Below are 12,625 nucleotides of genomic sequence, written 5' to 3'. Positions count from 1 at the left end.
AGGCGCGGGGCGTGCCGCGCGGACGGCAAGGGATTATCCTGATGCCCCCACGCAACAGAGCCCGATGGCCGTGGTTGCCGGCGGCGCCTAACCTGCCAGCCTGCCCCGCGGAGACGCCCCCATGATCGACCTCAATCACATCGATGCGCTGGCCCGCCGCCTGAGCGAGCTGGTGCCGCCGGGCCTGCGCGAATCGCGCGAGGAACTGCAGGCCACCTTCAAGAGTGCGCTGCAGGCTGGCCTGGCCAAACTGGACCTGGTCACCCGCGAGGAGTTCGAAGTGCAGCGCGCCGTGCTGCTGCGCACCCGCGAGAAGCTGGAGGCCCTGGAACAGGCCGTCGCCGCACTGGAAAAGCGCCCCGCCGGCGACGCCTGAGCCACGCCCATGAGCCTGGCGCTGGTGCACAGCCGTGCCCGCGCCGGGGTGGATGCGCCGCCGGTACGGGTCGAAGTGCACCTGTCCGGCGGGCTGCCCTGCACCCAGATCGTGGGCCTGCCCGAAGCGGCGGTACGCGAATCGCGCGACCGGGTGCGCGCGGCCATTCTCTGCGCACAGTTCGAGTTCCCGGCCCGGCGCATCACCATCAACCTGGCCCCGGCCGACCTGCCCAAGGACGGCGGCCGTTTCGACCTGCCCATCGCACTGGGCATCCTCGCCGCCAGCGGCCAGATCGACCGCCAGGCGCTGGCCGCGCATGAGTTCATCGGCGAACTGGCGCTGACCGGCGAACTGCGCGGCGTGGACGGCGCGCTGCCCGCGGCCATCGCCGCGGCGCGTGAACGGCGCACGCTGGTGGTGGCGCCGGACAACGCCGACGAGGCCGCGCTGGCGCGGCAGGCGACGGTCAAGGTCGCGCGTACCCTGCTGGAGGTCTGCGCCGGCCTGGCTGGCGAGAAGACCCTGCCCGACGCGCAGGTCAGCACCTGCGACCCCGCGCCGCTGCCGGACCTGGCCGACGTGCGCGGCCATGCGCAGGCCCGCCGCGCACTGGAGATCGCCGCCGCCGGCGGCCACCATTTGCTGCTGGTCGGTTCGCCCGGCTGCGGCAAGACCCTGCTGGCCTCGCGGCTGCCCGGCATCCTGCCCGAGGCCAGCGAGGCCGAAGCGCTGGAAACGGCGGCCATCGCCTCGGCCGGGCGCCACGGCGTGGACCCGACACGCTGGCGGCAACGGCCGTACCGCGCCCCGCACCACACCGCCAGCGCGGTCGCCCTGGTCGGCGGCGGCGCACTGCCGCGACCCGGCGAGATCTCGCGGGCGCACAACGGCGTGTTGTTCCTGGATGAATTGCCCGAATGGAAGCGGCAGACGCTCGAAGTGCTGCGCGAGCCGCTGGAATCGGGCGTGGTCACCATCGCGCGGGCCGCGCGCAGCACCGAGTTCCCTGCCCGCTTCCAGCTGGTGGCGGCGATGAACCCGTGCCCATGTGGCTGGGCCGGCGACCGCAGTGGCCGTTGTCGCTGCTCGGCCGACGCGATCGCCCGCTACCGCGCGCGCATTTCCGGCCCGCTGCTGGACCGCATCGACCTGCAGCTGCAGGTGCCACGGCTGCCACCGTCCGAACTGCGCGGCGATGCTCCGCCTGCCGAAGCCAGCGCCGCCGTGCAGGCCCGCGTAGCGCAGGCACGTACCCGCCAGCTGCAACGTGCCGGTACCCCCAACGCCCGCCTCGATCCGGGACAGACCTCGCACCACTGCGTCCTGACCGCCGCCGACCAGACCATGCTCGAACAGGCGATGGAGCGCCTGCAACTGTCCGCGCGCTCGATGCACCGCATCCTGCGCGTGGCCCGCACCATCGCCGACCTGGCCGGTGGCGGCCCCATCGAACGCACGCACCTGGCCGAAGCCATCGGCTACCGCCAGCTGGATCGCGCCGCCGGCGATTGAGCGCGGCGCATTCGCCCCCGGCCCGGCACGTCGGCGCGGCCGCAGCTGGCAGCGCGCACGCCATTCAGCGACGCGATGCCCACGGGCGCCACGAAGCGGCGGATGCGCACCCGGCCCACGGCTGCACGCGGCAGGCCGTGCACCCGTTCGCGTTCCAGTCGCCACGTATGCGACGACAATGGCCGACTATGGACCTTCCCTCCCGTGGAGCCGGACATGGACAGGATTCAGCGCCCTTTCTTCCCGATCATCTACGTGCGCGGCTATGCCATGACCCGCGCGGAGATCGTCGAGACCACCTCCACGCCGTTCATGGGGCTGGAGGCCGGTTCCACCAAGATCCGCCAGGCCCAGGACGGCTCGGTGGTGAAGTTCGTGTTCGAGTCGCCGCTGGTGCGGCTGATGAAGGACTACGGCTACCGCGACGTCTATGACGGCGGTGCCGAGCTGCGCAGTGGCATTTCGCCACGCAGCATCGTCATCCACCGGTATTACGATGTGGCCGACCCGGCGTTCGGCGACGGCAAGGCGCCGTCGATCACCGAGGCCGCGGCCAGTCTGGGCCGGCGCATCCTGGAGCTGCGCGACAGCGTGTGCGGCAACAACGCCAGCCAGCGTCGCGACTTCCGCGTGTACCTGGTGGCGCACTCGATGGGCGGGCTGATCTGCCGCTGCCTGCTGCAGAACCCGGAGGTGGCCAGCGCCGAGGCACGCACGCTGGTGGACAAGGTGTTCACCTACGCCACCCCGCACAACGGCATCGACATCGCCGGCATCAACGTGCCCGACCTGCTGTCGATCAACGACATGAACAACTTCAACCGCGGCAACATGGCGCGCTACCTGAAGGTGCCACGGGACAAGGTCAACACGCTGGGCGATTCCGGTTTCCCGCCCGAGCGCATGTTCTGCCTGATCGGCACCAACAGCCGCGACTACGCGGTGGCGCGCGGGCTGTCCTCGTTCGCGGTCGGCGCGCTCAGCGATGGCCTGGTGCGCATCGCCAACGCGTACGTCGAGGGCGCGCCGCGCGCCTTCGTCAACCGCAGCCACAGCGGCTACTTCGGCATCGTCAATTCCGAGGAGGGCTACCAGAACCTGTCGCGTTTCCTGTTCGGCGACATCTGCGCCACCGCGCAGCTGGACATCACCGCGCTGGCCCTGCCACCGGAGGTCGAGGCCGCGCGCCGGCGTGGCAGGCGGGTGCGTTCGTCGTATTACATCGAGGCCACGGTGGCGCCGCGCGGCGCCTATACCTACCAGCTCACCGCGCGCACCCAGGCCAACGAATCGGCGGTGCGCCGCGAGTACGACGACATCTTCGACGCCGACGGCAACGTGCGCCGCGACGCGCGCGCGCCGGTGCTGTTCTCGGTGTTCCTGGACAGCCGCCGCATCACCGCCGGCAGCGAGGTCGCCTTCTCCATCGAGCTGGCGGTGTGCAACGCCGGCTACGAGGTCGATGGCGCGCTGTTCCTGAAGAACCACATTCCCGGCGAGTACCTGTTCCGCAACACGCTGGTGCTGTTCGCCCGGCCCGACGGCGACCGCTGGCGGCTGCGCTATGTCTGGGCCGACGACCACTGGGCCGGCGGCCCGAAGACCCAGGCCGAACTGGACGAAGCCAGCACGCGGGCCATCGGCATCGCCCAGCAGGCGCCGGACGTGTTCACGGTGCCGGTGGCCTCGGCCAAGGGCTTCGCCGCGGAACTGAAGATCGCGCTGTCGCAGTGGGTGTGAGGCGGTAACGGGTCGCTGGCGGCGGTGTTCTCCGGTTGCCGCAGCAACGCAGGCGGGACCCACGCCGGCGTTGCTGCGGCCTGCGCGGCACCGGCACGCATGACCACGCCGCGCCCGACCTGCAACGGTTTGAGGTGATTGCGGAGCCCTGTCGCCGATCTTCGCGCGCCTGGGCTTGGGCTTGCGCAAGTACACCCGGGCCAGCGGGGTGCGGCGCGCACGGGCTCCGGGCGGCACCCGGCGCCGGCTCTGCCGGGCCCAGCGCGAAGGCACGCCCCGCGCCGACCTCGTCGCGGCGCGTCGTCGCGCTAGTGGAAATCCCGCGATTGGGTGCGCAGGTCGCCGAGCAGGTGGCTGAGGTCGTGCAGGTCGCGCGCGACCAGATGCTGCACGCCATCGACCTGCTCCCAGCGGCCGCGCACCGCCATCAGCCGCGCGCCCAGCAGCACCTTGCGCCGGCGCGCGGCCAGGGCCTGCCAGACCACCACATTGAGCGGGCCATGCTCGTCCTCGAGGGTGACGAACACCGTGCCCTTGGCCGTGCCCGGGCGCTGCCGCTGCACCACGATGCCGGCCACATGGGCGCCGCGCCCGTGCGGCAGTTGCCGGACCTGGGCGATGTCGAGCACGCGCTCGCGCTGCAGCCGCGCGCGCAGCAGCGACAGCGGGTGTTCGCCGAGGGTGAGGCCGAGCACCCGGTAATCGGCCAGCACCTCCTCGCCGGCCGAAGGCGCCGGCAGCGACACCGTGTCCTCGTCGGGGCTGCCGGGCAGCAGCGGGCGCTGCCGCTCGATGCCGGCCACTTCCCAGCGGGCGGCGTGGCGGTGCCCGGCCAGCGCCTGCAGCGCGCCGGACTCGGCCAGCGCGCGCCGCGCGCGCTCGTCCAGGCCGGCGCGCAGGCACAGGTCGCGCACGTCGGTGAACGGGCGCCTGGCCCGCGCGGCGACGATCGCCAGCGCCGCGCCTTGCGGCAACCCGGCCACCTGGCGCAGGCCCAGGCGGATGCCTGGCTGGCCGTCGTCATCGCCCGGGCCGCGGCGCACGCGCCCGCCTTCCAGGGTGTTGTCCCAGTCGCTGCGGGTCACGTCCACCGGCAGCACCTCCACCGCGCGGCGTCCGCCGCGGCCGGCGCGGCGCGCGTCCTGGACGATCTCACTGGGCGAATAGAAGCCCATCGGCTGCGCGTTGAGCAGCGCACAGGCGAAGGCCGCCGGTTCATGCCGCTTGAGCCAGCTGCTGATGTAGACCAGCTTGGCGAACGAGGCGGCGTGGCTCTGCGGGAAGCCGTAGGAACCGAACCCTTTTATCTGCTCGAAGATCTGCTCGATGAATGCGTCCGAGTAGTGCTTCTGCTTCATCAACGCGCGGATCTTCTCGCGGTGCGGCTCCATGTCGCCACCGCGGCCCCAGGCCGCCATCGAGCGCCGCAGGTGGTCCGCTTCGTGCTCCTGGTAGCCGGCATGGATCACCAGCTCCATCACCTGTTCCTGGAACAGGGGAATGCCCAGCGTGGGCCTCAAAATGTTCCGGATGCCATCGGAGGGGTAGGTCACCTCCTCGCGGCCCTGCCGCCGCCGCAGGTACGGATGCACCATGTCGCCCTGGATCGGCCCCGGGCGCACGATCGCCACCTCGATCACCAGGTCGTAGAAGCACGCCGGCTTCAGCCGCGGCAGCATGCTCATCTGCGCGCGCGATTCGATCTGGAACACGCCCACGGTGTCGGCGGCCTGGATCATGGCGTAGGTCGGTTCGTCACCGGCCGGCAACCGCGCCAGGTCGATGCGCTGGCCGCGGTGCCGCTCCACCAGCTCCAGTGCCTTGCGGATGCAGGTGAGCATGCCCAGCGCCAGGCAGTCGACCTTGAGCAGCTTCATCGTCTCCAGGTCGTCCTTGTCCCACTGGATGATGGTGCGCCCGTCCATGGCCGCGTTCTCCACCGGCACCACGGTGGACAGCGGCGCATCGCTGATGACGAAACCGCCCACGTGCTGCGACAGGTGGCGCGGGTGGCCGTTCAACTGCGCGGTGATCGCCATCAGCCGCCGGATCAGCGGGTTGTCCGGGTCGAAGCCGGTCTCGCGCAGGCGCTGCGCCATCGGCACCTCGCCATTGCCCCAGCCATGGCATCCGGCCAGCAGCGCGATCTGGTCCGGCGGCAGGCCGAAGGCGCGGGCCACGTCGCGCACCGCGCTCCTGCCGCGGTAGCGGATCACCGTGGCCGCCAGCGCGGCGCGGTGGCGGCCGTACTTGGCGTAGACGTACTGCAGCACTTCCTCGCGCCGCTCGTGCTCGAAGTCCACGTCGATGTCCGGCGGCTCGTCGCGCTCGCGCGACAGGAAGCGCGCCATCAGCAACCGGCTCTCGGCAGGATCCACCACGGTGATGCCCAGCGCGAAGCACACCGCGGAATTGGCCGAGGAACCGCGCCCCTGGCACAGGATGCCGTTCTCCTTCGCGAAACGGACGATGTCCTGCACGGTCAGGAAGAACGCCTCGTACTGCTTGTAGGCGATCAGTTCCAGTTCGCTTTCGATCTGCCGGACCACATCGGGCGGCACGCCTTCCGGCCAGCGCTCGCGCATGCCGCGTTCGGTCAGTTCGCGCAGCCAGCTGCCGGGCGTGTGCCCGTCGGGCACCAGCTCGGTCGGGTAGCGGTACTGCAGCTGGCCCAGGTCGAAGCGGCAACGGCGCGCCAGCCGCACCGCGTTCTGCAGCAGCGCAGGCGGATGGATGTTGCCCAGCGCGCGGCGGGTGCGCAGGTGGCGCTCACCATTGCGGAACAGGTGCGCGCCGCATTCGGCCAGCGGCAGGTTGTGGCGGATGGCAGTCATCGTGTCCTGCAGCATGCGCCGGCGGCGCACGTCCATGTGCACGTCGCCGCTGGCCAGTGGCGTCATCGCCAGCGCATCGGCCAGCGCCAGCAGCTGCTGCAGGCGCGCGGCGTCGTCCTGCTCGCGGTGCAGTTCCACCGCCAGGTGCGCGCGTGCGCCGAACAGCGCCCGCAGCCAGCGCCCCTGTTCCGTCTGCGGCTCGGCGCCCGGCAACCACAACGCGAACAGGCCCGAGGCCTCCGCATCGGCGCCGCCCAGCACCGCTTCCACGTCCGCCCGTGCCAGCCGGTACGTGCCCTTGCCGGCCGCCAGGCGGCCGCGGCTGATCAGCTCGCATAGGCGCGTGTAGCCGTCGGCGGTTTCCACCAGCAGCACGCAGCGCAGGCCGCAGGCCAGGGTGAACTCGCTGCCGACCACCAGCCTGACGCCGCTGGCGCGCGCCGCCTCCCAGGCGCGCACGATGCCGGCCAGCGAGCATTCGTCGGTGATCGCCAGCGCTTCGTAACCACAGTCGCGCGCACGCGTGAACAGTTCCTCGGCGCTGGCCGCGCCGCGCAGGAACGAGAAATCCGACAGGCAATGCAGTTCGGCATAGGCCGGCAGGGCGTCCTCGCCGGGCGCGCCGTCGTTGGCGGCCACGCGCCCCAGGCGCTGCGCCACTTCCCAGGCGCGCGGCACGCGGGTGCCGGCATGCGAATCGCGGGCTTCGCGGCGGCTCATGCGAACCACCCGTGCAGCATCCAGCCGCCCTGCTCGCCCGGCGGCGCGAACGCCCAGGCGCGCTGGCCCTGCGAGGTTTCCAGCACGTAGTAGTCGCGGCGCGCGTCGTCGCCGTCCCACCAGCCGCTTTCCAGCCGTTCCGGGCCGGACACGATGCGCAGGCGCGGATCGCGCAGCGGCACCGGCTGCGGCAGCAGCCAGCCCGGGCGCGGCGGCAGCCCCGGCGCGGCATCGCCGATGCGCACCTCGTCACCCTGCAGCGGCCGCCAGGCACGCTCCGGGCGCGGATCGCAGGTTGGCGTGATGCGATGCACCGCGCTGTCGCCCAGGCGCGCGCGCAGCCGCTCGCGCAGCTGCGGCCACGGTTGCTGCTGGCGCGTGCGCGGATCGAACAGGTCGCGCGCGGCCGGCACAAACGGCGGCAGTTCGCGTGCCAGCAGGCGCAGCGCCACCACCGGCCGCTCGAGCCGCACCTGCTCCAGGCGGTTGCGCACCAGTTCGAACAGCAGCGCCGGCTCACGCTCGGCGGCCAGCAGCCCCACCGCCACGTCGCTGTGGCCTTGCTCGTGTTCCAGCCGCAGCACGAAACGCTGCACGCCGCCGTCGCGCACCGACAGGTAAGTGCACAGGTCGCCGACCAGGCGGCGCAGCGGGAACAGCAGCGCGGTGTGGCTCTCGACCTCGTAGCCCAGCTCCAGCCGCGCGTCGAAATGGTCCGGCGGCGCGTAGTACGCCAGCGGGTCGTCGGCCTGGCCATACAGGCGCTCCAGGTGTTCGAGCAGCGGCAGGCCGAAGCGGCGGCGCAGCGCATCGCGCGGCAGCGCGCGCAGCGTGCGCAGGTCGCCGATGCCCATGTGCCGCAGGCGCTCGCCGGTGTCCCCGGGCAACCGCGCGTGCGCCACCGGCACCCGGTCCAGCAGCGCCGTCATCGCCGCCGGCTGGGTGACCGCCAGGCCATCGCCCAGGCCGGCCAGCACCTGCGCCGCGCGCGGCGTCGGCGCCAGCCCGATGCGGTGGCTGAAACCCAGCAGCGCCAGTTCCTCGCGCAGCCGCGCCTCGATGCGCGGCCACGGACCGAGCAGGGCGAAGCTGGCACGCACTTCCAGCACGATGCAGCCGGGCCACTGCGCGCTGACCAGCGAACTGTGGCGGTAGGCCCAGGCGGCCAGGAAGCGCTGCCAGCGCGCCTCGGCCTGCGGATCGTGTTCGACCAGGGCCAGCCCGGGCAGCAGCGCATGCGCCGCGGTCAGGCGCATGCCGGCCTGGACCCCGGCGGCGGCCGCGGCGGCGTTGACCGCCTGCAGGGTGCGCAGCTGCGCCGGGCCGCCGACCAGCGCCAGCGGCGCCTGCGGGTCAGGACAACGGCGCAGGACGGCGTCCAGCGCCAGCTGCGGCAGCAGTACACAGGCCCAGAGCATGGCCGCGCCTCACCGCTTGGCCAGGGCGAAGGCGCGCGCCGGCGCCGGGCCGCCACGGCACTTGCGCACCTGCCAGGCGCTGCCGCCGTGCGCGTCGCGCACCGCTTCCAGGCGCAACGCGGCCGGCGAGGGATTGGCCGCATGGCGGCGGTCGCGCAGGGCGAACCCCAGGCACTGGCCGCTGTCGGCCGCCACCTGCAGCCGCCGCAGCGCCGGGGTGTCGGCCTGCCGCGGCCAGCCCAGCACCGCGGCGCAGGCGCCGCTGCGCAGGCATTGCTCGAACGCCCACAGCGCATCGCGCGGCGTGGCCTGCACGATCTCCAGCCGTTCCAGCGCCACGCCCGCGGCCTGCCAGGCCGGGGCGTAGGGCACATACGGTGGCGCCACCACCGCCACCGTGGCGCCGGCCTGGCTCAGCCGCGCCAGCGTGGGCAGCAGCAGCGCCAGCTCGCCTACACCATCGGCCGGCAACAGCAGTTCGGTCAGTGCGTGCCGCGGCCAGCCGCCCTGCGGCAGCAGCGCATCGAGCGCGGCGTGGCCGGTGGGCTCGCCCAGCGCCGCGGCCGAGGCACGCCCGGCGTGCCACAGCGTCTGCGCCGCCAGCAGGCTGTCGAGGGCGACCACGGTGCCCATTCAACCCGGGCGTACCAGCCCGCAGTAGACGCCTTCGATGGCGAAATCCTGGCCCGGCCGCACCTCGATCGGCGCATGCGCGCGGTTGCGCGGCAGCAGGTGGATGCGCCGCGGCCCACGCTGCAGGCGCTTGATGGTCAGCTCGCCGTCCACGCGCGCCACCACGGTCTGGCCGTCGCGCGCCTCGGGCGTGCGCTGCACCCCGACCAGGTCGCCGTCGAGGATGCCGTCGTCGATCATCGAATCGCCCTGCACCCGCAGCAGGTAATCCGGGCGCAGCGCGAACAGCCGCCGGTCCAGCCAGAACTGCTGGTCCAGGCCGATGTCGGCGCCGATCGGCTGGCCCGCCGCCACCCGCCCCAGTACCGGCAACGGCAGCAGGTCGGCGTCGCCACCGGGCAGGCGCAGGCCGCGCTTGCGCCCCGGCAGCTGCTCCAGCAGGCCATCGGCCAGCAGCGCCTGCACGTGCTTCTGCGCGGCGTTGCGCGAGGCAAAGCCGAAGGCATCGGCGATCTCGGCCAGGCTGGGCGCGCGCCCGGCCGCCAGCTCCCCGCGCAGGAAGGCGAGGACGGCGGCGCGCTGCGGTGGCAGGTCGGCGGGGATCATGGGTGTACATTTGTACACCCAAGCGAGCGCCGTAGCCAGTGCTGCCCCGCTGCCGCCGCAAAGTGCCGGGGCTGCCCGCCGCCCGCGGGTGGTGCGGGTACTTCCCGGCGCCGCGGCCGATCCCCGGCGCGCCCGCGCCGGAGGCACGGCCCGCGCCGCTAACGCAGGTTTTCGCCGAAGAAACGCAGGGCTTCGTCCACCGCCGCCGCGTGCGTGGCGGCCTTGGGGACCCGGGTGTGGCACAGCGCCTGCAGCCGGCTCGCCCCCAGCGGCGTGCATTCGGACAGGAAATCGTAGTGGGCCACGCCGGGGAGGTGGCGGAGCACGGCATTGCCGGCCAGCACCGCGGCCACGTCGCTGTTGCTGGCGGGGGCGGCCACCGCGTCGTCCGTGCCCACCATGATCGACAGCGGGAGCGGCAGCGCCTCCAGTTCCGCCGGGTCGAACGCCTGCACGATCGCCGGCGCCAGCAGGAAAGCCGCGCGCACCCCGGGCAGCGCGCGGGACTGGCCCGCCTGGCGCACATGCGGCGCCAGTTCCGGGGAGGCCGCCGCGGCCAGACGGGCGGCCTGGGTGTGGGTGGGCGACTCGTCCTGCGGCCGGCATACGCCATCGTCGGGGTGCGCGGCGCAGAAACGCGCCAGGCGCGGCATGTCCGGGCGCGCCCCGGCCGCGACCAGCGCGGTGAAGCCACCGGCCGAATACCCGACCAGGCCGAGCCGCGTGGCATCCACATGCGCGCCAAGCACCGGATCCGCCTGCACCGCCGCCAGCGCCGTCGCCAGGTCATCGGCGCGCAGCCAGGGGAGCACGCTGCCGGCCAGGGTCATCGGGTCGATGCCGTTGTTGCCCGGGTGGTCGACCGCAATCACCAGGTAGCCCGCGCGGGCCAGCGCCGTGCCCAGCCACCCCATCATCCGCGCCGTTCCGCCGTTGCCGTGGGACAGCAGCAGGGTGGGAAGCCGCCCGCCGCTGACCGGTGCGTCCTCGACCCGCCCCGCTTCCTGGAACAGCGGGGCGCCGGGCGGGCCGATCGCCAGCGGCGTTTCCGCGGTTGCCGTGTGCGTCGGATACCACACCGTGAAGCGCAGGGCATCGCGCTGCCCGGCATCGCGGATGGCAGCGGTCGCCGAGGTGGCCATGCCGGTCCGTTCGCCCGCCTTGGGCGGCGGTGGGGTGGAAACGAGTTGCAGGGCGCCAAGGGCCAGCGCCAGGGCCGGGTACAGGAAGGGCATCGGTCAATCCGGTTGCGGGGTTTCGGCCAGCGGCAGCCATAGCTCCACGCCGCCATCGCCGCTGCGGTCGTCGAAGCGCCGGTCATAGCGCTCGAACGCCGGTGTGTCGGCCAGCGCGATCCGCGCCGCGGGCAGGTAGTGCTCGCGCAGCCAGCGCCAGGTCGAACGGATGGACGACACGTGCCCGGCATGCCAGGCCACCAGGTAGCGCATCGCCGGCAGGTCCACACGCTGCCAGTGGCGGGGCGGTGGCAGCGCCGGGTCCAGCGGCACCGCGGCGATGTAGTCGAATCCGCCGTCGTCGTCGCGGTTCATGCAGACGCCATAGCTGACCGGCGCCGGGCGCGTCCACTGGCGGCCGAGCTGTTGCCATTGGCCGGGGATTTCGCCGTTGCTGAAGCGGCTATGGCGGCGGCCGATGCCGGCGACCGAGAACGCCGGCAGCGCGGCCCGTCGCAGCGCGATCCCGTCGCCCGCGGCCGCCTCGTCCACCTTCAGCGCATCCACCAGGGCGAGGGACGCCAGGCCACGGTCGCGCACCTGCACGGGAGTGCTGCCGAACTGGCCGCAGAACGCGCGGGTAAAGGCGGCATGCGTGGAATAGCCGCTGTCCAGGGCGAGCTGCAGCATGTCATCGCCGCCCTGGGCCAGGCGCCGCGCGGCCAGCGTCAACCGCCGGCCACGCAGGTAACGCATCAACGGGGTACCGGTGCGGCCATGGAACACGCGGGACAGATGGAACGGCGACAGCCCCACCGCGGCGGCGATATCCGCCAGCGCCAGCGCGCCATCGTCATGGCATTCGATGTGCCACAACACTTTTGCCGTTGCGTTCATGCTGCGTCCTGCGGGTGAACACGGGCAAGGATAGCGGAGCCGGAAACGCGGCGTTTAGCAGTTCTTGCGGCACGCGGGGGCACTTCCAGCAGCGACGCCAGCATGGGATGACGCGAGCCGCACGCCACCGGCGTGCGCGGCATCGGACGCCTTGGCGCGCCGCGCGAAGGCCGGCAATCGCGACGAAGCGACATCGAAGATGGCGCGCCCGGAGGGGTGAGAGGCCGTGCCTGCACGCCACCGGCGTGCGCGGCATCGAACGCCTTGGCGCCCTGCGCGAAGGCCGGCAATCACGACGAAGCGACATCGAAGATGGCGCGCCCGGAGGGGTGAGAGGCCGCACCTGCACGCCACTGGCGTGCGCGGCATCGAACGCCTTGGCGCCCTGCGCGAAGGCCGGCAATCACGACGAAGCGACATCGAAAGATGGCGCGCCCGGAGGGGTGAGAGGCCGCGCCTGCACGCCACCGGCGTGCGCGGCATCGAACGCCTTGGCGCCCTGCGCGAAGGCCGGCAATCGCGACGAAGCGACATCGAAAGATGGCGCGCCCGGAGGGATTCGAACCCCCGACCAATGGCTTCGGAAGCCACTACTCTATCCGGCTGAGCTACGGGCGCGTTGTGTGTCGCTGCGGGAGCCAGGTGGCTCCCCACCGTCCGGCGCTGCCGGGCGGACGCGCATTCTAACGGTAAATGCATGCGCAGGTCTGC

At 72.7% G+C, this 12,625-nt stretch carries 9 protein-coding genes and 1 tRNA gene; 3 read left to right on the top strand and 7 right to left on the bottom strand.

Translation table 11 applies throughout. The annotated features are described in order from the left end of the window. Positions 1–121: 121 nt before the first annotated feature. From B1L07_00955 to B1L07_00945, 3 genes are all read left to right on the top strand, one after another. Positions 122–376 carry a hypothetical protein gene (locus B1L07_00955; GenBank protein ID AUZ53935.1) on the top strand — a complete coding sequence of 85 codons (255 nt, stop codon included), beginning with the start codon at positions 122–124 and terminating at the stop codon, positions 374–376. A gap of 9 nt (positions 377–385) precedes the next feature. Continuing rightward, positions 386–1,891, top strand: coding sequence for an ATP-dependent protease (locus B1L07_00950; protein ID AUZ53934.1), 1,506 nt, complete (start codon positions 386–388; stop codon positions 1,889–1,891). Between the two features lie 216 nt (positions 1,892–2,107). Next, positions 2,108–3,631 carry a hypothetical protein gene (locus tag B1L07_00945; GenBank protein AUZ53933.1) on the top strand — a complete coding sequence of 508 codons (1,524 nt, stop codon included), beginning with the start codon at positions 2,108–2,110 and terminating at the stop codon, positions 3,629–3,631. A 308-nt stretch (positions 3,632–3,939) separates the two neighbouring features. Here the strand turns inward: B1L07_00945 and dnaE2 are convergent, their stop codons facing one another. From dnaE2 to B1L07_00910, 7 genes are all read right to left on the bottom strand, one after another. Continuing rightward, positions 3,940–7,185, bottom strand: coding sequence for an error-prone DNA polymerase (gene dnaE2 / locus B1L07_00940; protein AUZ53932.1), 3,246 nt, complete (start codon positions 7,183–7,185; stop codon positions 3,940–3,942). Then, positions 7,182–8,603 (bottom strand): DNA repair nucleotidyltransferase, encoded by a 1,422-nt coding sequence (locus tag B1L07_00935; protein AUZ53931.1) that lies wholly within the window; start codon positions 8,601–8,603, stop codon positions 7,182–7,184. The genes dnaE2 and B1L07_00935 overlap by 4 nt, the downstream gene beginning before the upstream one ends. A 9-nt stretch (positions 8,604–8,612) precedes the next feature. Further along, complete coding sequence (locus tag B1L07_00930; protein AUZ53930.1) at positions 8,613–9,236, bottom strand: DNA lesion error-prone repair protein ImuA; 624 nt, start codon at positions 9,234–9,236, stop codon at positions 8,613–8,615. Continuing rightward, the gene (locus tag B1L07_00925) at positions 9,237–9,842 is read right to left on the bottom strand and encodes a repressor LexA (GenBank protein AUZ53929.1); all 606 of its coding nucleotides are present in this window, start codon (positions 9,840–9,842) and stop codon (positions 9,237–9,239) included. A gap of 158 nt (positions 9,843–10,000) precedes the next feature. Beyond that, positions 10,001–10,855 carry a hypothetical protein gene (locus B1L07_00920; GenBank protein AUZ56386.1) on the bottom strand — a complete coding sequence of 285 codons (855 nt, stop codon included), beginning with the start codon at positions 10,853–10,855 and terminating at the stop codon, positions 10,001–10,003. A 225-nt stretch (positions 10,856–11,080) separates the two neighbouring features. Beyond that, complete coding sequence (locus tag B1L07_00915; protein AUZ53928.1) at positions 11,081–11,914, bottom strand: AraC family transcriptional regulator; 834 nt, start codon at positions 11,912–11,914, stop codon at positions 11,081–11,083. Positions 11,915–12,455: 541 nt separating this feature from the next. Next, positions 12,456–12,532: transfer RNA gene (locus B1L07_00910), tRNA-Arg, on the bottom strand. Positions 12,533–12,625 lie beyond the last annotated feature (93 nt).

Origin of the sequence: Stenotrophomonas acidaminiphila, from assembly GCA_002951995.1 — a bacterium.
In the GTDB taxonomy this organism is placed as follows: Bacteria; Pseudomonadota; Gammaproteobacteria; order Xanthomonadales; family Xanthomonadaceae; genus Stenotrophomonas; species Stenotrophomonas acidaminiphila_A.
Note: the sequence above shows the minus strand (reverse complement) of the source record. Positions and strands in the feature narration are given on the sequence as shown.

Excerpts from the sequence above, each read along its gene's own strand:
- B1L07_00955 (AUZ53935.1), top strand. The coding sequence starts at position 122 with ATGATCGACCTCAATCACATCGATGCGCTGGCCCGCCGCCTGAGCGAG.
- B1L07_00950 (AUZ53934.1), top strand. The coding sequence starts at position 386 with ATGAGCCTGGCGCTGGTGCACAGCCGTGCCCGCGCCGGGGTGGATGCG.
- B1L07_00945 (AUZ53933.1), top strand. The coding sequence starts at position 2,108 with ATGGACAGGATTCAGCGCCCTTTCTTCCCGATCATCTACGTGCGCGGC.
- dnaE2 (AUZ53932.1), bottom strand. The coding sequence starts at position 7,185 with ATGAGCCGCCGCGAAGCCCGCGATTCGCATGCCGGCACCCGCGTGCCG.
- B1L07_00935 (AUZ53931.1), bottom strand. The coding sequence starts at position 8,603 with ATGCTCTGGGCCTGTGTACTGCTGCCGCAGCTGGCGCTGGACGCCGTC.
- B1L07_00930 (AUZ53930.1), bottom strand. The coding sequence starts at position 9,236 with ATGGGCACCGTGGTCGCCCTCGACAGCCTGCTGGCGGCGCAGACGCTG.
- B1L07_00925 (AUZ53929.1), bottom strand. The coding sequence starts at position 9,842 with ATGATCCCCGCCGACCTGCCACCGCAGCGCGCCGCCGTCCTCGCCTTC.
- B1L07_00915 (AUZ53928.1), bottom strand. The coding sequence starts at position 11,914 with ATGAACGCAACGGCAAAAGTGTTGTGGCACATCGAATGCCATGACGAT.